The sequence below is a fragment of the Corynebacterium sp. HMSC05C01 genome (assembly GCF_001807155.1).
Classification (GTDB): domain Bacteria; phylum Actinomycetota; class Actinomycetes; order Mycobacteriales; family Mycobacteriaceae; genus Corynebacterium; species Corynebacterium coyleae.
The window spans coordinates 182642-204978 of record NZ_KV787971.1 but is presented as its reverse complement, the minus strand read 5'-3'; the positions used below and the strand labels follow the sequence as shown (position 1 = coordinate 204978).

At 60.5% G+C, this 22337-nt stretch carries 22 protein-coding genes and 1 tRNA gene; 13 read left to right on the top strand and 10 right to left on the bottom strand.

Translation table 11 applies throughout. The annotated features are described in order from the left end of the window. The first annotated feature begins 12 nt into the window (after positions 1-12). Genes HMPREF3145_RS10770 through HMPREF3145_RS10755 form a run of 4 tightly spaced genes read left to right on the top strand, consistent with a single transcriptional unit; the run spans position 13 to position 3936 of the window. The gene (locus HMPREF3145_RS10770) at positions 13-942 is read left to right on the top strand and encodes a pseudouridine synthase (protein ID WP_070423219.1); all 930 of its coding nucleotides are present in this window, start codon (positions 13-15) and stop codon (positions 940-942) included. Next, complete coding sequence (gene cmk, locus HMPREF3145_RS10765) at positions 942-1646, top strand: (d)CMP kinase (protein WP_070423218.1); 705 nt, start codon at positions 942-944, stop codon at positions 1644-1646. The genes HMPREF3145_RS10770 and cmk overlap by 1 nt, the downstream gene beginning before the upstream one ends. Further along, complete coding sequence (gene der, locus HMPREF3145_RS10760) at positions 1643-3241, top strand: ribosome biogenesis GTPase Der (protein ID WP_070423217.1); 1599 nt, start codon at positions 1643-1645, stop codon at positions 3239-3241. The genes cmk and der overlap by 4 nt, the downstream gene beginning before the upstream one ends. An 8-nt stretch (positions 3242-3249) precedes the next feature. Next, complete coding sequence (locus tag HMPREF3145_RS10755; protein WP_070423216.1) at positions 3250-3936, top strand: CE1 family esterase; 687 nt, start codon at positions 3250-3252, stop codon at positions 3934-3936. Positions 3937-3945: 9 nt separating this feature from the next. Here the strand turns inward: HMPREF3145_RS10755 and HMPREF3145_RS10750 are convergent, their stop codons facing one another. After that, complete coding sequence (locus HMPREF3145_RS10750) at positions 3946-4728, bottom strand: class I SAM-dependent methyltransferase (RefSeq protein ID WP_070423215.1); 783 nt, start codon at positions 4726-4728, stop codon at positions 3946-3948. 46 nt (positions 4729-4774) lie between these two features. Here HMPREF3145_RS10750 and HMPREF3145_RS10745 point away from each other — a divergent pair, with 46 nt between their 5' ends. The 3 genes from HMPREF3145_RS10745 to HMPREF3145_RS10735 all read left to right on the top strand — a co-directional run bounded on the left by HMPREF3145_RS10745 (position 4775) and on the right by HMPREF3145_RS10735 (position 7280). Next, on the top strand, positions 4775-5719 hold the full coding sequence (locus tag HMPREF3145_RS10745; RefSeq protein WP_083279530.1) for a CE1 family esterase: 945 nt from the start codon (positions 4775-4777) through the stop codon (positions 5717-5719). An 87-nt stretch (positions 5720-5806) separates the two neighbouring features. Next, complete coding sequence (locus HMPREF3145_RS10740; protein ID WP_070423214.1) at positions 5807-6343, top strand: gamma carbonic anhydrase family protein; 537 nt, start codon at positions 5807-5809, stop codon at positions 6341-6343. Between the two features lie 46 nt (positions 6344-6389). Next, entirely contained in the window at positions 6390-7280 is an 891-nt protein-coding gene (locus HMPREF3145_RS10735; RefSeq protein WP_371325715.1) for a 3-hydroxyacyl-CoA dehydrogenase, read from the top strand. 61 nt (positions 7281-7341) lie between these two features. Here the strand turns inward: HMPREF3145_RS10735 and HMPREF3145_RS10730 are convergent. From HMPREF3145_RS10730 to HMPREF3145_RS10720, 3 genes are all read right to left on the bottom strand, one after another. Then, positions 7342-7415 (bottom strand) — tRNA-Pro (locus HMPREF3145_RS10730). Positions 7416-7496: 81 nt separating this feature from the next. Continuing rightward, positions 7497-7838 (bottom strand): YchJ family protein, encoded by a 342-nt coding sequence (locus tag HMPREF3145_RS10725; protein ID WP_070423212.1) that lies wholly within the window; start codon positions 7836-7838, stop codon positions 7497-7499. 86 nt (positions 7839-7924) lie between these two features. After that, positions 7925-9151: a bifunctional alpha/beta hydrolase/OsmC family protein gene (locus tag HMPREF3145_RS10720; protein ID WP_083279529.1), complete on the bottom strand. Its 1227-nt coding sequence runs from the start codon at positions 9149-9151 to the stop codon at positions 7925-7927. 116 nt (positions 9152-9267) lie between these two features. Between HMPREF3145_RS10720 and secA2 the strand changes: the two genes are divergently transcribed. The 5 genes from secA2 to HMPREF3145_RS10695 all read left to right on the top strand — a co-directional run bounded on the left by secA2 (position 9268) and on the right by HMPREF3145_RS10695 (position 14163). Next, the gene (gene secA2 / locus HMPREF3145_RS10715) at positions 9268-11559 is read left to right on the top strand and encodes an accessory Sec system translocase SecA2 (protein ID WP_070423211.1); all 2292 of its coding nucleotides are present in this window, start codon (positions 9268-9270) and stop codon (positions 11557-11559) included. Positions 11560-11642: 83 nt separating this feature from the next. Further along, a complete protein-coding gene (odhI, locus tag HMPREF3145_RS10710; RefSeq protein WP_070423210.1) occupies positions 11643-12068 on the top strand; it encodes an oxoglutarate dehydrogenase inhibitor Odhl in 426 nt (141 codons plus the stop codon). Positions 12069-12119: 51 nt separating this feature from the next. Beyond that, positions 12120-12872 (top strand): transcriptional regulator FtsR, encoded by a 753-nt coding sequence (locus HMPREF3145_RS10705; RefSeq protein WP_070423209.1) that lies wholly within the window; start codon positions 12120-12122, stop codon positions 12870-12872. Between the two features lie 5 nt (positions 12873-12877). Continuing rightward, positions 12878-13459 carry a bifunctional nuclease domain-containing protein gene (locus tag HMPREF3145_RS10700; RefSeq protein ID WP_070423208.1) on the top strand — a complete coding sequence of 194 codons (582 nt, stop codon included), beginning with the start codon at positions 12878-12880 and terminating at the stop codon, positions 13457-13459. Positions 13460-13587: 128 nt separating this feature from the next. Next, the gene (locus HMPREF3145_RS10695) at positions 13588-14163 is read left to right on the top strand and encodes a MerR family transcriptional regulator (protein WP_070423253.1); all 576 of its coding nucleotides are present in this window, start codon (positions 13588-13590) and stop codon (positions 14161-14163) included. A 74-nt stretch (positions 14164-14237) separates the two neighbouring features. Here HMPREF3145_RS10695 and HMPREF3145_RS10690 read toward each other — a convergent pair whose 3' ends face one another. Genes HMPREF3145_RS10690 through gndA form a run of 6 tightly spaced genes read right to left on the bottom strand, consistent with a single transcriptional unit; the run spans position 14238 to position 21830 of the window. Beyond that, a complete protein-coding gene (locus HMPREF3145_RS10690; RefSeq protein WP_070423207.1) occupies positions 14238-15620 on the bottom strand; it encodes a vWA domain-containing protein in 1383 nt (460 codons plus the stop codon). A 51-nt stretch (positions 15621-15671) separates the two neighbouring features. After that, positions 15672-16535, bottom strand: a complete 864-nt coding sequence (locus HMPREF3145_RS10685; RefSeq protein WP_070423206.1) for a 3-methyladenine DNA glycosylase — start codon at positions 16533-16535, stop codon at positions 15672-15674. 11 nt (positions 16536-16546) lie between these two features. Further along, positions 16547-17599: a hemolysin family protein gene (locus HMPREF3145_RS10680; protein WP_070423205.1), complete on the bottom strand. Its 1053-nt coding sequence runs from the start codon at positions 17597-17599 to the stop codon at positions 16547-16549. Then, positions 17596-18969: a hemolysin family protein gene (locus HMPREF3145_RS10675; protein WP_070423204.1), complete on the bottom strand. Its 1374-nt coding sequence runs from the start codon at positions 18967-18969 to the stop codon at positions 17596-17598. The genes HMPREF3145_RS10680 and HMPREF3145_RS10675 overlap by 4 nt, the downstream gene beginning before the upstream one ends. 17 nt (positions 18970-18986) lie before the next feature. Next, positions 18987-20336 (bottom strand): DEAD/DEAH box helicase, encoded by a 1350-nt coding sequence (locus tag HMPREF3145_RS10670; RefSeq protein WP_070423203.1) that lies wholly within the window; start codon positions 20334-20336, stop codon positions 18987-18989. A gap of 27 nt (positions 20337-20363) precedes the next feature. After that, complete coding sequence (gene gndA / locus HMPREF3145_RS10665; protein ID WP_070423202.1) at positions 20364-21830, bottom strand: NADP-dependent phosphogluconate dehydrogenase; 1467 nt, start codon at positions 21828-21830, stop codon at positions 20364-20366. A gap of 50 nt (positions 21831-21880) precedes the next feature. On the opposite strand from gndA, the gene HMPREF3145_RS10660 reads away from it, so the two are divergent. After that, entirely contained in the window at positions 21881-22330 is a 450-nt protein-coding gene (locus HMPREF3145_RS10660) for a PaaI family thioesterase (protein ID WP_070423201.1), read from the top strand. The last annotated feature ends 7 nt before the right edge of the window (positions 22331-22337 follow it).

The following is a 22337-nucleotide window of genomic DNA, read 5'->3' as shown; positions in this document are numbered from 1 at the left end:
AATTGAGGAAACATGACTCCTCCCGCTCGCCGAGACGGCACACCGGACAAGCCCGAGAAGGACGAAACGTTCTACATCTCGTACGCGAAGCCGGCAAAGAAGCAGAATGTCCGTTTGGACAAGCGACGCGCAAATGCCGCGAAGAATGAGCCCCACCCGCTGGATGACAACTGGTGGGACGACAACCCGCAGGATAAGACCCGCAAAACTGAGGGGATCCGCCTGCAGAAGGTGTTGGCGCAGGCAGGTGTGGCGTCTCGTCGTCACGCAGAGGCCATGATCGACCAGGGCCGCATTGAGGTCAACGGCAAGATCGTCAACGTGCAAGGCATGCGTGTTAACCCGAACGTGGACATCATCCGCGTGGACGGGGAGCGCATCAACGTCAACGAGGAGCACGAATACTTCGTGTTTAACAAGCCGCGTGGCGTGCACTCGACGATGAAGGATGAGCTTGACCGCACCTCGGTCGGCTCCTACCTTTCGGAGCGCACCGCCGCGGGTCAGCGTCTGTTCCACGTGGGACGCCTCGACGCCAACACGGAGGGTCTGTTGCTGTTGACCAACGACGGTGAACTGGCGAATCGTCTGATGCACCCGAAGTACGAGGTGTCGAAGACCTACATGGCCACTGTCCTGGGTGAGGCGAACAATGCGCTGGTCAAGCAGCTCAAGGAGGGCATTGAGCTTGACGACGGCCCCGCGAAGGCCGACTACGCTCAGATCGTGGATGTCCACAATGGGCAGTCGATCATCCGAGTGGAGCTCCACGAAGGCCGTAAGCACATTGTGCGCCGCATGCTGAAGGAAGCTGGCTTCCCGGTGCAACGACTGGTTCGCACCAAGTTCCACACGGTCCAGCTCGGCGAGATGAAGCCAGGCATGATGCGTGCGCTCAATTCCTCCGAGCTTGCGTCGCTGTACAAGGCGGTGGGGATGTAATGGCAGACCAGAAGATTTCCAACATGGCTGACGGCGGGCTGATTCTCGCAGTGGACGGCCCGTCCGGCACCGGTAAATCCACGATGTGCCGCGCGTTAGCGAAGAAGCTCGACGCGAAGTATGTGGATACGGGTGCGATGTACCGCGTTGCCACCCTGGCCGTCTTGCGCGCTGGTGTCGACCCGGCTGATACGGATGCGGTGATCGAAGCGACCGCTGATCTGCCGCTTGAGGTATCCGACGATCCGGATTCCACCGCAGTGTTGTTTGCAGGTGAGGATGTTGCCCGCGAGATCCGAGGACCGGAAGTCACCCAGCACGTTTCTGCGGTCTCTGCGATCCCGCAGGTCCGCGTGAACCTTGTGGAACTGCAGCGCAAGTTGGCCCGCGAGGCCGGCCGCGCGATCGTGGAGGGCCGCGATATCGGCACTGTCGTGTTGCCGGATGCTCCGGCAAAGGTCTACATGACGGCAAGCGCTGAAGTACGTGCGAAGCGTCGCTTCGATCAGGATGTAGCCGCTGGCCGTGACGTGGACTTTGATGCAGTGTTGGCGGATGTGAAGCGGCGCGACGAGGCGGACTCGTCACGCAAGACCAGCCCGCTGCGTCCCGCTGACGACGCCGAGATCGTGGATACGTCTGAAATGACCCCGGATGAGGTGCTCGCTGCGCTGACTGCCGTGGTGGAAAGGAGCGCACGATGAGCGACAAGAAGAACATTGAAGACGGTCTCGAGCCGGAGACTCAATTCATCCAACCCGGCATCGATGCCTCTGGCTACGACGACCTTGAAGCCTATGAGGTCGATGCGGACGACGCTGAGTACTACGACGACCTCGAGGACTTCGATGAGTCGGAGTTCAGCGAGGCCGACTTCGGCGACGATACCGATGCTGGCGACGAGACCGACGACTACACCGACGAAGAATGGGCCGAAATCGAAGCCGAATACGGCATCATCCGCCCGGACGTGGTAAAGGAAGCGTTGCCGACGGTGTCTATCGTGGGCCGCCCGAATGTGGGTAAGTCTTCGCTGGTAAACCGGTTCTTGGGTCGTCGTGAAGCAGTTGTGGAGGACCATCCCGGCGTGACCCGCGACCGTGTGAGCTACATGGCGGAGTGGAACGGACGTCGTTTCTGGGTGCAGGACACCGGTGGCTGGGACCCGGACGCAAAGGGCATCCACGCCTCGATCGCGCGCCAGTCCGAGGCAGCCATGGAGACCTCGGACGTCATCGTCATGGTTGTCGACGCAAAGACCACCGTGACCGAGACAGACATGGTGATGGCCCGCAACCTGCAGCGCGCTGAGGTGCCTGTCATCCTCGTTGCAAACAAGTTTGAGTCCAACAGTCAGTGGGGCGAGGTCGCCGAGTTCTATTCGCTGGGTCTTGGCGACCCGTGGCCGGTATCCGCACTGCACGGACGCGGTGGGGCCGACGTGCTCGATGAGATCCTGCGCAACTTCCCCGAGGTTCCGCGTGCTGCCGCGTCGGTCACTCAGGGCCCGCGACGTGTTGCACTTGTGGGCCGCCCGAACGTGGGCAAGTCCAGCCTGCTGAACAAGCTGACCAAGTCCAATCGCTCTGTCGTGGACAACGTCGCCGGCACCACCGTCGATCCGGTCGACGAGTTGGTGCAGTTGGACGAGGACCTTTGGACGTTCATCGATACCGCCGGCCTGCGGAAGAAAGTTAAGAACGCCCAGGGCCACGAGTACTACGCATCACTGCGCACTCGCGGCACGATTGAGGCCGCCGAGGTCTGTGTCGTGCTCATCGACGCTTCCCAGGAGATTTCCGAGCAGGACCAGCGCGTGATCTCGATGGTGCTCGAAGCCGGTAAGGCCATGGTGATCTGCTTTAACAAGTGGGACCTCATGGACGAGGACCGCCGCTACGACTTCGACCGCGAATTCGACCAGACCATGGGCCAATTGAAGTGGGTGACCAAGCTCAATATCTCCGCCGACACCGGCCGCGGTCTGCACCGTCTCGAGCCCGCGATGAAGCAGGCGCTGGAGAACTGGGACAGGCGCATCTCTACCGGCCAGCTCAACAACTGGCTGCGTGAGGCGATTGCCGCGAACCCGCCTCCGATGAAGAACAACCGTCTGCCCAAGCTGCTCTTTGCCACCATGGCGACGACGCGCCCGCCGACAATCATTCTGTTCACCACGGGCTTCCTCGATGGCGGTTACCGCCGCTACCTTGAGCGCAAGTTCCGCGAGCAGTTCGGCTACCACGGCACTCCGGTGCGCATCGCGGTGCGTGTGCGTGAGCGTCGCGGAAAGAAGTAGGCAGGACTATGGACTCGACGGTCTACTCCGCGCCCTCCGATTCGAAAGGGCCGTTGCCCCTGATTGTTGCGCTGCACGGCCGTGGCGATAATGGGCGGAACTTCCTCGGCGGTACCGGCCTCGTGCAGGCCAACGCAGTGGTCGTTGCGCCGACGGGTGCCGGTCTGGCGTGGGCTCCTGCGCCGTATGCGCTGAACACGATTGAGCAGGACAAGGCGCGTATCGACGACATCATCGCCCAAACCAGCGAACACTTCGACATCGACCCCGAACGCATTTATGCTGTCGGTTTCTCCAATGGTGGCGGTCTCGCGGTCTACTTGTCTACGCTCAGCGATACCTTCGCGGGTGTTGCCTCTGTGTCTGCGGCTGTGCGCTGCACCGAGGCGCAGATCGAGGCAGCCGAGCCGGTGGACTACCTCAACATCCACGGCACCCACGACGACGTAGTGCCATATAACGGCGAGGTCCGGCCGGGATACGGCAGCCCCGCTGAGGACGGCATTCTCGGCGCTCCCGAAGTGGTTGCCGCGTTTGAGCGTCGCAACAGCGACAAGGCTCGTACCCTGCACCACCGAGTGGAGGGCATGGGCCACGAGTGGCCTACCGGACCGTGGGCTGCGCATCGTGGCATCGACGTGACCGAGGAGATCTTCGACTTCTTCGGGATTAAGAAGCGGACCGATTTGTTTTAGCAGCCCGCCCTATCGCCGGTACACAAACGCGTCCGTGCGGTAGGGCAGCGGGATGATTTGTCCCTCATCGAACCCGAGGCGCTCGTAGAGGTACCACGTCAGATTCGCCTCCATCTTTGCCCGGGTGCGCTCGGAGGCTTTCAGCCAGTACGAGCGTGTGGCCATGAGCTCGAAGCAGTGTTCGACTGGGATCTGATCGACCCACTCCGTGCGGACCTCCCGTTCGAGGTGCCACGGGGCGTGCACGGTGGGGTAGAAGCCTTCGCGCTGCACATCACCCGAGTGCATGATGCGGCTGAGCCGCAGCACCCAAGGGTGATGTACCGCGAGCGTATTCCAACACAAAACGAGAGATCCGCCATCGCGAATGACGCGGTCTGCCTCAGCACTGGCCTCTGCCGGGTCTACCCAGTGCCAGGTCTGTGCGCACGCGAACGCATCGACGGCATTGTCCGCGAGCCCCGTCGCTTCCGCCGTCGCCCGCCACACAGGCACCTCCGGCAACTGGTGATGGAGTACCCGCGTCATGTCGGGGGAGGGGTCGCATGCATAGACGGTGCGGTGGTCGTCGATAAGCAACTGCGTTAATTTCCCAGTGCCGGCGCCGACGTCGCACACGACATCGGCGCCGTCGAACAACTCGGCAACCTCAGGTGGATACGACGGACGCGCGTCGTGGTAGCGATCCGCATCGCGCACAAACGCACTCGCCGCGGTGTGTTGGTGAGCGCGGTCACGAAAGGTCGGCTGCGACTTCTTGCTCGGACCTGGCTGTGTTCCGCTTATTGGCATGATGCACTAATCTACCTGTCGTGTTTTATCCGGAGCAGCAGACGTAATGGGCAAAGTTTCAACCGTCACCGCGGCGGCGTTGTCCACAGTCCTGCTCGTACTCACCGGCTGCTCCGGAGGGGACGGAGGGGTCAAGGAACCCGGGGTAACAACCAAAGCACTGCCCGCTGCGGACGACGTGCGCGAGGTCGAACCATGGGGGCCGCCAGGCAGCGAACATCGCAACATCACCGCAGGTGGGATGAAACGCGACTACATCGTCTCTACCCCTGCGGGAGCGCGTCAGCGTGACCGTCTGCCAGTGATCTTCGTGTTCCACGGCTATAAGGAAGACGCCGAAAAGATCCGAAAAAACTCCGGGCTCGATGCCGCAGACGCCATTGTGGCGTACCTCGACGGCAAAGATTCTGCCTGGGCGCCTGCACCGTACGCCTCGACTTCTGGGGAGCAAGGCCTGGCGTTCGTCGACGCCGTCCTGGCTGAGATTGAAGGTGAGTTTTCAGTTGACCGCTCTCGTGTTTTTGCCGCAGGTTTCTCTAACGGCGGAGGTTTCGCCGCATTTGTGGGTTGCCAACGGCCGCAGGCATTCACTGGTATCGCGACAGTTGCGGGCGCCTATTATCAACGCGTTTCTGCAGGCTGTTCCCAGATCCCGATGATGCACGTCGATTTCCACGGCACGGGCGACAATGTCATCGCCTACAACGGCGGGCAACGCCACGCCACGGCATACAACTCGGTGGAGGAAATGCTTCACGAGTCCGCATCACGCAACCACTGTGCAGCACGCGACGAAGATATTGAGGTGGCCCCGGGCGTCATCCGAGAGCGTTGGTCGAGGTGCGACGCCGAACTTGCCCACTACCGCATCGAAAATGGCCCCCACGTGTGGCCAGGCGGCGCCGGCGACTCATCTGGGACGGTGCCGAAAGGCTTCGCCACCGACGCCATGCTGAAGTTCTTCCGGCTCGGCCGGGCGACGCAGCAGTAGCGCACTGCTTGACGACGACCACCCGTACAGACGCGGTTACGCACGTTTCAGCGCCACGCGTTGGGCAATTCCGGCACACTGGAACGCATGATTTATAGCTTCGAGGGCAAAACCCCCAAGATTCACCCATCGGCGTACATCTCTGACGAGGCGACGATTATCGGCGATGTAGAGATCGGCGAGGACGCCAACATCTGGCCCGGCGTGGTCATCCGTGGCGATGTGGGCGCAATCCGTATCGGTGCGCGTGTGAACGTGCAGGACGGCTCAGTCCTGCACGTGGACACGGATGGGGAGACAGTGCTCGAGGAGGACGTGACGATTGGCCACCTTGCAATGATCCACGGTTGTTATATCGAGCCAGGCTGTCTGATCGGGATGAATGCGACGGTGCTGTCGCGGTCGCGCATCGGCAAGGGCAGCATCATTGCCGGCGGGGCAGTGGTACTGGAGGGGCAGCAGTTGCCGGAGTTCTCTCTTGCAGCAGGTGTGCCGGCAAAGGTCAAGCGCGCACTCGAGTCGGACACCTTTGAGGCGCGGTTGAGGCACGCGGCGTATTACGTGGAGCTGGGCCGGCGGGCAGCGACAGGTCTCATGGCGGTGGACCGGGCGTCGCTTGCGTAAAACTTCACACTAGAACTGCTGTGAAAGTCACATAAACAGGAGTAACGTGACGGGCATGACATTCAATAACGTAACAGTACTTGGTGCAGGTGTCCTGGGCGCGCAGATCGCTTTTTGCTCTGCGTTCGCGGGAAAGAAGGTACTGTCCTACGACATTAACGACGAAGCCCTTGCGGCCGGCAAACAGCGTTTCGATGCCATCGGTGAACAGATGAAGGCGGAGCTCGAGTCCGCGAACGACGAAACCATCGCGGCGGCGCACGAAAACCTCACCCAGACCTCGGACCTTAAGGAAGCGCTAGCGAACGCGGACCTGGTCATCGAGGCGATCCCAGAGAACCTCGAGCTCAAGCGCAAGGTCTGGGCCGAAGTGGGGCAGTACGCCCCGGAGACCACCGTTTTTGCCACCAACACGTCGACGCTCATGCCGAGCAAGTTCGCGGACGCGACGGGTGCGCCGGAGCGCTTCTTGGCACTGCACTTTGCCAACCACATCTGGATTCAGAACACCGCCGAGATCATGCCTCACGAGGGCACTGACCCGAAGTATGTGGACCAACTCGTGGAGTTTGCGGAGCAGATCAACATGGTACCGGTCCCGCTCAAGCGCGAGCAGCCCGGCTACGTGCTGAACACCCTGCTGGTGCCGCTGCTCAGTGCCGGCATGTACCTGCTGCACCACGACATCGCTGACCCCGTCGACATCGACCGCGACTGGTGCAACTCCACCGGCTCCCCGCGCGGGCCGATTGAGATCATGGACCTCGTCGGCGTGCGCACCTTGGTCGCCGTGATCGAGTCCAACGAGAATGCCCCGCAGTGGCAGAAGGATTTCGTTGAGACGACACTGAAGCCGATGGTCGCAGAAGGTAGGACCGGCCTGGAGGCTGGGCAGGGCTTCTACACCTACGACGCGAACGGCAAGATCGTGTCTTAACCTACAGTCGCAAATACCCCTGGGGCCTAGCGTTTATCGCCGCAGCCCCAGGGGTGTTTTGTCGGACTGACAGGATTTGAACCTGCGACCCCCACACCCCCAGTGTGGTGCGCTACCAAACTGCGCCACAGCCCGATCCGTTACTGCTCAGCGCGAGGCTGAAACCGTAACTCGCCCGATATTACAACACTGTCATACGCGCCCAAAACTGGCTGGTCACCGAACTACGCCGTCGACGTAAACCCAGGCGCCGTCGCGCCGTTCGAAGGTGGAGCGCTCGCGGAGGGAACCGCCGGGGTAGTGGGCTTCGAAGGTCACGACACCCTCGGCGTCGAAGGGGCCGCCGCCTTCAGTTTCCAGGACGATCAGGCGGGTAAACGGCTCGCCTTCAGGATTCACGTCGAGGCCGGCGGGCAACTTTTCCGGTGCCCAGGTGCGGGCGATGTAGTCACCGTCGCCGATGACAAAGGCGGTGTAGCGCGACCGCATGAGGGTCTCAGCGGTCGGGGCTTTCGCAGTACCGGAAATGTAGCGGCCGCAGCAGGCTTCATATGGCATGCCAAGCCCACATCGGCAAAGCCCGCGTACTTCGCTCCACAAGTCACCGGTGCCAGCAGCGCCCCCAGAGCCCTTAACGTCAGCCATTACTTGCCCAACCGTTCTGCGCGGTGCAGTTGGTTCTGGCGACGACGGCGCTCAAGCGAGGCGGTCTCCGCAGTTGTTTCGATCTCGCTCTTGGCCACGTAGCCGTCGACAGTGGACGCGGCACCGGCGGCGCGCAGGGTTTCTACCTGGTCATCGGTCAGGTCGCCGTAGAGGGTGATCAGGCGGGTGAAGGTGCCGTCGCCGTTGTGGTTGACTTCCACGCGGACGTCGTCAAGCGACATGCCCTTGGCTGCCTCGCGCACTGCCTGGGAGCAGGACACGGCGAGTGCGGACATGTACAGGCCTGTGGAGGTGACACCCTGGCCCTTGCCTCCGGTGTTCTTCGAGCGGTCCGTGGTGATGGCGCGGTTAGAGGTGCGCACCACGTCGCCGTACTTCGTGCCGCGGGCAGAGTAGGACACCGCGTTGTCGTCGGTGGTCTTCGCTGGCACAAACAGTGGCTGGAGGTATTGCACGGCCCAGGACCCGATGATGTCTGCAGCGCGTTGTGCAGTGCCTTCGCGGGTGAGTAGGTGGTCTGCCTTGTCCAGCGTCATAAGTGACTTGGGGTAGCGGGCCTTGGTGAAAATATTCTGCGCGTTGTCGATACCGACGGTGACGTCGATAGGCGAGTGCACGATGAGCAACGGCTTGCGCAACTTCGGCAGGTATTCCTCTGGGTTGGTCTCTGCGAGGTCTTCGAGGAATTCGCGCGAGATGATCAGTTCGCGCCCGCCGAGGGTGACAGGGACGGAGCCGTGCATGTCGGCGTCGCCGATGGAATGTGCGTAGTGCAGCACCGAGTGGGCGGGGTCGAACGGCGCGCCCACAGTGGCCACCGCCTTGAGCATCTTCTTCAGCTCAGGGCGGGTTGCTGCCTTCAGCGCAGCCGCGCCGCCGAGGGAGTGGCCCATCAGCAGCTGCGGGGCCTTGTAGTTCTCCTCCAGCCACTGCGCTGCGGCGACGATGTCGTCGACGTTCTGCGAAAACGACGTGTCTTTGAATTCGCCTTCAGACTGGCCGAGGCCCGGAAAGTCGAACCGAAGCGTGGCAATGCCGTGCTCGGTCAGGCGCTTGGAAATGCGCGATGCGCCCGGCGTGTGGCGGGACCCGGCGAAGCAGTGCGCGAAGATCGCGTATGCCTGGGCCGGCCCGTCCGGTCGGTCGATGGTGCCTGCCATCATTTTCCCCGTTGACGAGGGGACTTTCACGTTCATAGACAGCATGGTTTGGCTTCCCTCCTTAATTTTGACCATCAGCGTAATCGTGTCACCATCAATTTCGCACGTTGGCGCACCCCTTCAGCGGAACGTTGCGTCAAACCGCATTATCCTTGAGCCTTATGGGCAAATTCGACTGGTTCTGGAAAGCCATGGGCTCCACGGCGGAGCGCAACAACAAGAAGTCCAAGGCTGTCGTCGCTGACGCACATGGGCTCATTGAGGAGCTTTCGCTTCTCGACGACACCGCGCTCGCCGAAACCGTCCGCGCCGCCGTCACAGATGGGGAGGTCAAGGACAAGTCTCGTTTCCTCGCCGGGTTGTCCGTTGCGTCGCAACGCACGCTCGGCATGACCCCGTTTAACGTGCAGAACCAGGCGGTGCTTCGCCTGCTGGAGGGCGACGTGATCCAGATGGCTACCGGCGAGGGCAAGACCCTGGTCGGTGCGATGGCTGCCACGGGTTTCGCACTGCAGGGCAAGCGCGTCCACCTGATTACCGTGAACAACTACCTTGCCGCCCGTGACGCGGAGTGGATGCGCCCGCTCGTGGAGTTTTTCGGGTTGTCGGTGGCTGCGGTGACGGAGTCGTCGACACGCGAAGAGCGCATCGCTGCCTACCGTTGCGACGTCATCTATGCCCCGGTGACGGAGATTGGCTTCGACCACCTGCGCGACAACCAGATCACCTCCCGCGACCAGACGGTGCAGGCGCCGGCAGATGTTGCCCTCGTCGATGAGGCGGACAGTGTGCTTGTCGACGAAGCCCTGGTCCCACTCGTCCTCGCCGGCTCCGAAGGCGCCCAACAGGCCACCGGGCAGATCACTGAGGCCGTCTCGCACCTGGTGGAGGACAAGGACTACACCATCGATTCGGATGGGCGCAACGCGTTTCTTACCGACGAAGGTGCACAGAAGATCGAGCAGTTGCTGGGCATCGACTCGCTGTACTCCGACGAAAACATCGGCACCACACTAGTTCGCGTGAACCTGGCGCTGCATGCGAAGGCGCTGCTGATCCGCGATGTCCACTACATCGTCGAAGACGGCAAGGTCGCACTTGTCGACGCCTCACGTGGCCGCGTCGCTGAGCTCCAGCGCTGGCCAGATGGTTTGCAGGCTGCGGTCGAGGCGAAGGAAGGCCTCGACGTGTCCGAGGGCGGGCGCATCCTAGACTCGATCACCCTGCAGGCGCTCATGCGCCGCTACCCGCTCGTGTGCGGCATGACCGGCACCGCCGTCGAGGCGACCGACCAGCTGCGCAGTTTCTACGGCCTGCACGTCTCCGTTATCGACCGAGCGAACGAGCTCAAGCGTTTCGACGAGGCAGACCGGATCTACGCCACCATGGCAGATAAGAACGCGGCGATTGTCGACGAGATTGAGCACATCCACCACACTGGCCAGCCGGTGCTCGTGGGTACGCATGATGTGGCCGAATCTGAAGCGCTCGCGGAGGCGCTTCAGGCGCGTGGCATCGACGTCAACGTGCTCAACGCGAAAAACGATGCAGAAGAGGCACGCATCATCGCAGAAGCCGGCGACATCGGACGTGTCACCGTCTCGACCCAGATGGCCGGTCGCGGCACCGACATCCGTCTCGGCGGCGCGAACGAGAACGATCATGCCGAAGTCGCCGCCCTCGGCGGTCTTGCGGTCATTGGCACCGCGCGGCACCGCACCGCGCGTTTGGACAACCAGCTTCGCGGCCGTGCAGGGCGCCAGGGCGATCCAGGCTTGAGCTTGTTCTTCGTCTCCCTTGACGACGACATCATCACCACCGGAGGGGCCGACGAATCCTTCTCCGCGCAGCCTGAACCGGATGGGCGCCTCACCGGCAATCGAGCCCAGCAGTTCGTTGAGCACTGCCAGCGCGTCACCGAAGGCCAACTGTTGGAGATCCACTCCCAGACGTGGAAGTACAACAAGCTTCTCGCAGACCACCGCGACATTCTCGACGAGCGTCGCGCCACCATTTTGGATACTGACACAGCGTGGCGAGAACTCTCTGAGCGCTCCCCGCAGCGCGCCGCCGAACTATCGCACCTACCGCAGCCGGCTCTCGACCAAGCAGCGCGCGAAATCATGCTGTTCCATCTCGACGCAGAGTGGTCCGAACACCTCGCGCTGATGGACGATGTCCGTGAATCTATTCACCTTCGCGCTATCGCACGCGAGACCCCGATCGATGAGTACCACCGCATTGCTGTGCGCGAGTTCAAAGACCTCGCCAACCGTGCGGTTGACCAAGCGGTAGAAACCTTTAACACCGTGGATATCGATGAATCCGGGGCGCATCTTGCTGATGCAGGATGGAAGCGACCAAGCGCCACATGGACCTACATGGTTTCGGATAATCCGCTTGCCGGGTCAGGCAATTCGGTCATTAGTGGCATCGGCAATATTTTCCGTTAAGTCACTAAACACCACCCAATCCCGACTTGGGCGGTACTATTGCAGAAGTTCTCAATCTCGACTCGATAGTCAAGGAGTTAGTCATGAGCGACAACACGCCGCAGAACCAGGTCGAAACCACCTCGGTATTCCGAGCAGACCTGCTCAAGGAGATGGAATCTGGTGCCGCGGCATCTGTGGATTCCGCAGCAGGAACCGAAAACCTCCCCGAAGGTGCGGCGCTGCTCGTCGTCAAGCGTGGCCCGAACGCTGGTGCACGCTTCCTGCTCGACCAGGAGTCGACCACGGCAGGCCGCCACCCAGAGGCGGATATCTTCCTCGATGACGTGACCGTGTCTCGTCGTCACGCCGAGTTCCGCGCCAACGAGGATGGCTACGAGGTTGTCGACGTCGGATCGCTCAACGGCACCTACGTCAACCGCGAGCCGCGAAACACGCAGCAGCTGACCAATGGCGATGAAATCCAGATCGGCAAGTTCCGACTCGTATTCATCACCGCGGAAGCCTAAACTTCCGTTCATCCTTAGACCGACGTCCCACGAGAAGAAGAGCACGATCACGTGAGCGCAATCCGCAAAACCGCACCGCAGCAGACGGCCGCGAAGCAAGCCAAGCCCAACAAACCGGCAAAGACCATGTCGATTGGTGTTGTGCTTGAGCGTTTGCGGACTGAGTTTCCGGACGTGACCGTCTCCAAGATCCGTTTCCTCGAATCCGAGGGACTGATCACACCGCAGCGCACGGCGTCGGGCTACCGCCGTTTTACTGATCAGGACGTGGAGCGCCTGCGCTACATTCTGGTCACCCAACGTGACAACTACCTCCCGCTGAAGGTGATCCGCGAACAGCTCGAGGCCATGGATTCCGGCCAGGTCACCGCGATCCTGACTGCAAACGATGCTGAGCCGATGATCTCTCCAGAGAACTTCCGGGCCCCAGCACCGACGCGCCTGACCGACGTGGATGTTGCGGAACAGGCTCAGGCTTCGCAGTCCACGGTTGAGGAATACATCAAGGTAGGCCTCATCACCCCAGACGCGGCAGGCCTGTTCAATGTCGACGATGTCCGCACTGTCACTACCGCAATGTCCCTGGCTGAGTTCGGCTTGGACTCGCGTCATCTGAAGACGCTGCGTACCGCTGCTGCTCGTCAGGCTGACATGATCGGTCAGGTCACCGAACCGGTTGCAAAGTCCGGCAAGGTCAATGCACAGCAGCAAGCAGAAGAGATTGGCCAGCAGATGTCCGCTCTGGTGGTCTCGCTGCACGCTTCGCTGGTGAAGAACGAACTGCGCAAGCAGTCCGGCAACTAGTCGTCATGGAAGCAGTCGAGCTGGTCGGGGTGTACCCCGTCGGTCCCGAGCAATACCTTTGCGCATTGCTGCAGCGATCCTCTAACGGCCGCTGCATTCCTGTCTGGGTACCAACGCATGAGGGTGGGGAATTGGCTGCCCGGCTTTCAGGTTGGTCGCCAATCCGCCCCCGCACCATAGATGCCGTTGTGGATCTGATTCGCAACACCGGAAAAACAGTAGAAACCATTGAGCTGTCTTCGTACTTAGAGGGCATGTTTATGGCAACCGTGTCGTTTGCGGACGGCTCTGAACTGGACCTGCGGGCGAGTGACGCGCTTCTGCTTGCGCTTGAATTAGACCACGAACTCAGCGTTGATGACCTCGTAGCAAGCCAGGCATCGATCTACCTTTCGCCGGAAGACGCGCAGCGTTTTCTTGGTGCTGAACTCAAGGTCATTGATCCTCAGGAATCTGTTTCAGCAAGCGGCGACGCCCAGGCTGACGCTGATTTTGAAGAGCTCATGCGCAATCTTGGTGTGGATGACCTCGACACCGGTGATACTCCTGATACTGATGGGGACGATGGGGCAGACGAGGCGAAATAAAGTCTCAGTGTAAAGTTGAGGTTGAGAGTTCGGCGTGTTGCGCGTGAAACTCTTGACCCAGGTCCTATGCTTGGCATTTAATAGTCAGCAGGCCCTCATATAACTTTCATGGGAGTAATTACGTGAGTATCAACGATCTCAACCAGGTAGGCGAGCAGGAGACCACCTCGGCTGCGGTGCAGGAATCGCTTTTCGACGTCGGCCCGTCCGACGAAGTGGGCTACCGCGTACCGATCGCATGCCAGGTCGCAGGCATCACCTACCGTCAGCTGGATTACTGGGCACGCACTGGGCTCGTTCGCCCGTCGATCCGTGGCGCAAAGGGTTCTGGTTCCCAGCGTCTGTACTCCTTCAAGGACATCTTGGTACTCAAGATCGTCAAGGGTCTTTTGGACACCGGCATTTCCCTGCAGAACATTCGCCTCGCGGTGGACAAGCTGCGTGACCGCGGTGTCTCCGACATTGCGGAAATCACCCTGGTCTCCGACGGTGTAACCGTCTACGAGTGCCGCTCCAACGAAGAGATCATCGACCTCCTTGGCGGCGGCCAGGGCGTGTTCGGCATCGCGGTGCCGCAGATTATGAAGGAACTCACCGGCACTATCTCCGCGTTCCCTTCCGAGCGCGTCGAGGAAGAGATCGACGCTCCAAACGTCATTGGTTTCGACGAACTGGCTGATCGCCGTCGTCGCAAGACTTCCTAAACAGGCCACACAACAACGGCCCGGGCTGGGTACTCCCTCCAGTCCGGGCCTTTGTTGCTCGCCGATGTTAGTCGTCAGAACCCTGCGGCCTGCTTCACCGCATCCGCGATGTTCTCTGCAGTCTTGGCATCGACCTGTTTTTTGGCGATCTGCTCGAGTGCCGCATCCGGATCGCCTTCTCCGACGCGCACCACAGTCAGGTCCAGGTTGTTGCCCGCTGCCTGCCGGAAGCCGTCAATAAATGCTGCGTCATCTCCGGCATCAGCGGTGCCGGTGGTAACGAGCACAATTCGCATTGGCGCATTTGCGTTGCCGTATGTAGCAGCCGCAGCCTGGAGTGCTTCGCGGGTCTGGGGGACTCCGCCGACAAGGAAGCGACGCACTGCCACGTTGACCGACTCCGCGTCAGGGGAGACGGAGATGTTTTGGCGGAAACCATTCACCACGCCAGGGGTCAGCGGTGAGGAGTAGTTCCACAGACCTACTTCCTTCCCTGCACCGGCAAGTTCAAGCGCGGTGTTGCCAATCGCGTCCTTGGCTGGCTCGATAAACGGCGCCATTGCCTCAGAAGTGTCAAGCAGGAACAACGTGTTGACCGGCTCGATCACCTTTGCAGCCTCAGCTTGATCGCCGAGCTTCTCTCCACCAGAAGGCAGGGCAGCAGCCCAGACCAGATCCGAAATCACCGGCTGATCTTTCTCGGAGCCATCGAACTTCTCGGCTGCGGCACGTGCGAAGTCCTGGCCAGCGCGCGCTTGATCCTCGTTTACTGTGTCGTTCTGGTTCAATGGGATCGCCGCGTAAACAATGTCTGCGCCGACTGAGGTAAATGTAAGACCTTCCGGAACACTGTCCTTCGCAGTCGCCACAAGCTTGCCGTCTGCTCCTGCGAAGTCCGCCAGCTTACCTAGACGCTGATCGGTGAGGGCCTTCACAGCATCATTGTCGTTGCCGGCGACCTTTGCCGCCACCAACGCGGAAGCCTCAGGCTCTTCCTCAACAGGGAATAGCACAGACTCGGTCTTCACGTCCTCCAACTTCACCTGTTCGGTGCCAGCGACTCCTACAGGTTCACTATGGACGGCTTGGGGGTCAGCAACCGCTGCAGTGCGCTCAGCCGACTTCAACGCAGTATGCGTAATCGAGGTATTCGGAGCGATATAGACTGCTGCTTCCTTGATCGAGTCAACATACTGCGGCTTGATGCAGTAGTCCCGGACAACGGGGTTGGCGGCTGCGTAGTCGTCGATAAGTGCACGGCCCACTTTCTCATCGGAAGCGGCGACCGGCAGAACCAGATCACCGGATACGCAATCAGGAGCTGCAGCGCTCGAGTCGGTGCCGTCGCGCTGCCACAAAACCACTGCAAGCACTGCAGCTACAGCGAGAGCGACAAGCAGGGCGATAAGCCAACCCGCTAGCCTGAAATTGTTTTTACCGCTTGCGTGCCTAGCCATTGTGGTCGTAGCCCCTTCAACGTCGAACGATTGAGAAAACCTGCTCCGAGCTTAGCTGTCCAACGCAGCTTCTACGGTCGCGACAAGCCTGGCGCGCAGTGGAGCAGCGGCTTGAGCCAATGCCCGTTGACGCGCAACGTATTCCGCTTTACCTTCAGCGGTTTCTACCGCGACAACATCAAAGCCCAACTCTCGGCAGTCGTATGGCGACGCTTCCATATCCAAGCGCCGAGCCCGTGCCGCAAGTTCAAAGCAATCCAGGAAAAGCTCGCCAGGTACCAGCGGTCCTAACTTCAACGCCCACTTGTACAGATCCATGCTGACATGTACACAGCCAGCCTGGTCGTGATCAGGCTGAGACTCGCGAGTAAGAACAGTCAGATTCAGCGGACGCGCTGCAGGGGTGAAGAAACGAAACGCGTCATAATGTGAGCACTTGATGTGGTGAGACTCAACCACGTCGTTGGTGCCCTCTGCTCCAAGGCGAAGTGGCAAATCGTGACGTGGGTGGTCGGTCTTATACACCATCGCCCACTCGTGCATGCCGAAGCAATCAAAGTGGGCAGGACGCGTATCGACGGCACGCAGCAGCCTTCCAACCATCTCCACATCGTTGCGTCGATGCTGGAGGAAAAGGTCCACGTCCAAGGCCACGGTTCCGTCAGGTGTGGTGACGTAGTCGCGCCAAGACGCTTGCGGTGTATCCGCAGCCTGCGCGAGAGCGACCCCAACCCCTGGATGCCAGCGCTTCAAATGCGATGGGCGAACGGGGTAGTACTCAAAGAGGAAGTCCCATACTGGGTGGTACTCGCCATGCGCACGCCGAGCCGCACGGGCGTCCGCCCAAGGAGCCGCACGCTGCTCGTGCTCGTGTATGCGTGCGAGATATTCCTCAGGTTGCAGGGTTGTGGTCATACGCACGCTAACTATTCGTTTTCGTGTGTCCAGTCCGACACCGTACCCACGTATTCCTCGATGAGGTCTTCGAGGGCGACGATCCCGACGAGGCGGCCGTTCTCATGCACTGCCGCCATGTGCGCTGAACGTCGGTGCAGCAAAGTAAGAGCGTCGTCCATTGACTCGTGGCCGTCGACTGTGATGAGCGGTCGAATGCGTGAAAGCGGCACGCGTGGATCCTTCTCATCTGTCTCCATCAAGTCCAGAATGTCCTTCACATGCAGGTAGCCCGCCAGGGATCCAGTGCTGATCAGTACCGGGAAGCGTGAAAAACCGGTGTCTTGCACTGCCTGCTCGATGATCGAAAGACGGATGCCGCGCGGGTCGTAGGGGATCGTCTTTACCTCTACAAGCGGGATGAGCACCTCGTTGAGGCTGCGGGAATCCTGACGCAACGCCTTTGCCAAACGGACAGTTTCCTCGGCATCCAGGAGCCCCTCTTTGCGAGACTCCTGAATCATTGTGGCTAACTGCTCCTGGTCGACAGTGGAATCCAACTCGTCGCGCTGTTGGATACCGAACGCAGCTAATGTCTTACGAGCCACCCAGTTAAGTGCTTCCAGCACGGGGCGGGTTAGCTTCATCCACAACGTCATCGGTCTGGTCAGCCACATTGCGGATTGCTCAGGCCCCGCGATGGCAATATTCTTCGGCACCATCTCGCCGAACAAAATGTGCAGGAAAGAAATGAATGCAAGCGCAATAACGAACGAAATTGGATGCAGAATATCTGCCGGTACACCCAGCGCGAGGAACGGCTCCTCCAGATATTTTGCAATCGCCGGCTCGGCAACCTTGCCCAATATCAGCGAGGCCACAGTAATGCCGAACTGCGCACCAGCCAAGTAGATGGAAAGGTGCTCGGTTGCGTACATCACGTCCTGGGCTTTGGTTTTGCCTTGGGCCTGGAGTGACTCGAGACGGTCGCGGCGCGAGGATACGAGAGCGAACTCGGCTCCAACAAAGAATGCGTTAGCAGCGAGGAGGGCGACAATCAGGACAACAGCGAGCCAGATACTCATCGGTCGGCCTCCTCAGGGGTAATCGGGCGCAGCATCGCTTTATCCACACGGCGGCCGTCCATTGCGGTGACCTGGGCAAGCCATGATCCGGCGCCTGCCGATTGGAACTCCTCCTGCAGCGAACCGAACGTTTCGCGCAGGACGACCTCGTCGCCAACCTTCGGGATGCGACCGAGTGTTGCCATGATCAGACCGCCCAACGTCTCGTAGGGGCCGTCGGGTGCTGTGTAGGCGAGGCGCTCTTCGAGCTCGTCGAGACGCACGAGCCCGGAAACCTCCCATGAGGTGCCGTAACGGACAAAGTCCTTTTCGCTTTCGCGGTCATCGTATTCGTCGTACACCTCGCCAAGAATCTCCTCAACGAGGTCTTCGATGGTAACCAGGCCCATGGTGCCACCGTATTCATCGGCAACAAGCACGACCTGCGAACCAGCAGAGCGCACCCGGTTCAGCACGGAATCGCCGTCCAGCGTGCCCGGGACGATTGGGACACGCCGGGCAAGCGTGGCAAGTTGTGTGGTCGCACGCTCGTCGGGTGGCACGGAGAATGCGTCCTTGATGTGGACGACTCCGAGGGTGTCGTCGAGATCGCCACGCCGCACTGGGAAACGCGAACGCCCAGTTTCGCGAGCAAGTGCGATCAGGTCGACAACAGTATCCTCCGCGTCGAGGGAGTCGATGGTGGAACGGGGCGTCATCACCTCTTCAGCTGTGGTCTCGCCGAAGCGCAGTGATCGGTCGATCACTGCAGCGGTCTCAGCATCCAAACCACCAGCCTCTGCCGACGAGCGCACCATGGCGCCAAGCTCCTGAGAAGAGCGGGCCGAGGCAAGCTCGTCGGCAGGCTCGATACCCATCTTGCGCACAATCCAGTTAGCGGAGGTATTGAGAAGGTTGATAAACGGCTTCATCGCCGTGTTAAACCAGTGCACCGGTGGCACGACCACGCGAGCTGTCGCCAGCGGGTCCGTAATAGCCATGTTTTTCGGTACAAGCTCGCCGAAAACCATCGACAAAAACGTTGCGATGACAAGGGCCAAAATAAGTGCGACAGTGGTTGAGGCCGACGCACTAAGTCCGACGGCCTCCAACGCAGGGGTGAAGAACTTACCGAGTACAGGCTCGGCAAGGAAACCTGCCGCCAGCGTCGTCACCGTAATGCCGAGCTGGGCGCCTGAGAGGACGAACGAAAGATTCGCGTGATCACGCGCGATAGCGCGGGCTGTAGCATCCCCGCGTTGTTTAACGTGGGCATCGATTGTGGAGCGCTCGAGCCCCGTCATGGCGAACTCGATTGCAACGAACAACCCGGTAGAGGCTGTCAGCAATACGAACGCCAGAAGAGAAAGTATGGATATGAATATGTCCATGTGTGTTGATCTGCGCCTTAGCGGCCGTTACTCCTTCGTTTGTTCTCTCCACGACGACCCTGCGAGTTGCCGCGTTGCCCACGTGTAGAACGGGAACGTCCAGCGCGGCTCGATCGTTGCGACGACCGACGCCCAGCGCGGGAACCTTGCCCGCCACCACCACGGGGAGCCTGCTTCGGAGCCCCCGGCGGAGGCAATGGCTTTCCATCTGCGACACGTGCTCCTGTAATCGTAACCAACGACTCCGACATTGGAGCCACTCTGACCTCCGGAGCCTTCACGCCTGCCTTGCGCATCAGTTGCGCGACTTCCTTAGCTTGCTCGTCCATGACGAGCGTGACCACTGTGCCGGACGTGCCAGCACGGGCGGTGCGCCCTGCGCGGTGCAAATACGCCTTGTGCTCGGCTGGCGGATCGACGTGGACGACAAGCGAGACGTCGTCGACATCGATACCGCGTGCAGCAATATCAGTAGCGACGAGCACCGGGGTGGTGCCGTCGCTGAAGCCGTCTAAGGCACGCGTACGCGCCCCTTGGGTTTTATCGCCGTGCAACCCCTGGGCATTGATGCCGACACGTCGCAGCTTCTTCACCTGACGGTCAACACCGTGTTTCGTGCGCATAAACATGATGGTCTTGCCGTCACGTGCGGCGATCTGCATCGCGATCTCATTGCGTTGCTCACGGCCACCGACCAAAAGTCGGAAATGCTCCATGGTGTCCACAGCGGCCTCCACCGGCGCAGTGGAGTGCGTCACTGGGTTGTGCATGTAGCGGTCGATGAGCTTTTGCACGTCGCCATCCAGTGTGGCGGAAAACAGCAAACGCTGGCCGTTTTTGGGAGTGCGGTCGAGCAGCTTGCGAACTTGTGGCAAAAAACCCATGTCGGCCATCTGATCGGCCTCGTCCAGAGCAGTGACCTCCACCTGATCCAGGAAGAGTTTCTTCTGGTTGATGAGATCCTCGGCGCGGCCTGGGGTGGCCACAAGGAGATCGACTGGGGAGGCCAACGCACGAATGTGGTTATTGATGTTCACGCCACCGACAACATCGAGGACGCGTAGGCCGAGGGCGGCAGCGGAGTCGTCGAGACGCTCGCGAATCTGCGTTGCAAGTTCACGCGTCGGCGCAAGCACGAGCGCTCGCGGGTGACCCGGGCGTGATGGGGCTCCAACGAGACGGGCAAGCATAGGCAAACCGAACGTAAACGTTTTGCCCGAGCCTGTTGGACCCCGCCCGAGAACATCACGGCCCGCAAGGGCATCGGGGATAGCCGCCTCTTGGATAGGGAAGGGCTCCGTGATGCCCTGCTTTTTCAGCGTGGCGACGATTTCACGGGGTAGGCCGAGGTCGGCGAATGTAGTCATTCAGATCAGTGTACGCGCGTCGTTGTTTTAGTAGCTCAACTCTTCCCGCTCGCCGGACCAGGTGGTGTGGAAGGTGCCTTCCATGTCCACGCGGCGGTAGGTGTGTGCACCGAAGAAGTCGCGCTGTCCCTGGATCAGTGCTGCTGGCAGCCGCTTGGCACGCAGCGAGTCGTAGTAGGACAACGAGGAAGCGAACACCGGCACTGGGAGTCCAAGCTGCGTAGCGACGACAACCACACGGCGCCATGCGTCTACCAGGCCCTTTTGCAGTTCTCCGGTGAAGTACGGATCGAGCAACAACGACGGGAGATTCGGATCGTTTTCGTAGGCCTCGGTAATGCGGTCGAGGAACTTCGCACGAATGATGCAGCCACCGCGCCAAATACGTGCGAGATCGCCCGGTTTGATATCCCAGTTGTGCTCGGCGGACCCAGCGTTAATCTCGTCGAAGCCTTGCGCGTAGGCGACCAACTTGGAGGCGTACAGGGCTCGGCGGACATCGTCGATAAACGCAGTCTTCTCCACGCCAAGTGCTTCGAGGGTACTCAACTCGCCCGCCGGAAGTTCGGCTTCCGTCGCAGCCTCGCGCTGGGCAAGTGCCGACGACAGCGCGCGGGCAAACACTGCCTCGCCGATAGCTGTGGTCGGTACACCGAGATCCAGTGCCTCCTTGACGGTCCACCGTCCGGTGCCTTTTTGGCCGGCAGCGTCCACGATGACGTCGATAAACGGTTTTCCGGTGCGGGCGTCGACCTGGCGAAGCACCTCCGCGGTGATTTCGATGAGGTAGGAATCCAGATCGCCCTTGTTCCATTCAGTGAAAATGTCGGCGATCTCCGCAGGGGCCAGGCCTGCTGCGTAACGTAGCAGGTGGTACGCCTCGCCGATCACTTGCATGTCGGCGTACTCGATGCCGTTGTGCACCATCTTGACAAAGTGGCCAGCGCCGTCCGGGCCAATGTGGGTCACGCACGGGGTGCCATCGACCTTTGCAGCAATGTCTTCGAGGAGTGGTCCAAGTGTCTCCCAGGATTCGACTGGGCCACCCGGCATAATCGACGGGCCACGCAATGCACCTTCTTCACCGCCGGAAATACCCGCGCCGACAAAATGGCGATTGCGCTTGGCCATCTCACGTTCACGGCGAATCGTGTCGGTGAACAGGGCATTGCCACCGTCGATGATGATGTCACCGTCTTCCATCGCATCAGCGAGCTGTTCGATGACCGCATCAGTTGCTGCACCGGCCTGCACCATGATCACTGCCTTGCGGGGGCGCTGCAGAGATGCGACAAAGTCCTCGATGGTCTCGGCGGCGATGAAGTTTCCCTCATGGCCATACTCGTTGATAACCGCCCGCGTCTTCTCTGGTGAGCGGTTGTAAATAGCGATGGTATGGCCTTTCGACGCAAAATTACGGGCAAGGTTTGAGCCCATTACTGCCATACCGACGACACCGATTTGAGCAAGAGGTTCTGAAGCATCTGCAGTCATAGTGCGAATTCTACGTGGCTGAGGACAGATCATCCGTATCATCGACGAGCATGAACCTAGAATTCGATTTTCGCCTGTACAACGAAGTGCTTGACACGCCGTTGAGCGAAGAAGAACTCGCCGTGATCAACAACCTCAACGTTGACTTCGCCCAGCGACTCGGTTTGGTGCTGGATTATTGCTCAAAAGAACGGATGGATGCACACCTCGTTGCAACTGCGGAGCATCTGCAGCCAACCGGTATCGTCAACGGCGGTGTCTACTGCGCAATCGGTGAAACCATGGGGTCAATTGCGGCGGTGGCAGCTAGCGCACAGCCTGCAGTGGGGATGAGCAACTCCACCGACCTTCTGGGCAGCGTGCGCGCGGGGCAGCGTATCGACGCCACCGCGGAGCCGGTCCACATCGGTGCCCGCACCCACCTGTGGCGCGTGAACATGTACTGCGAGGAGAAGTTGGTCGCTGTGACCAACCTCAAACTGATGATCCTGAGCAAATAGTGGCTGA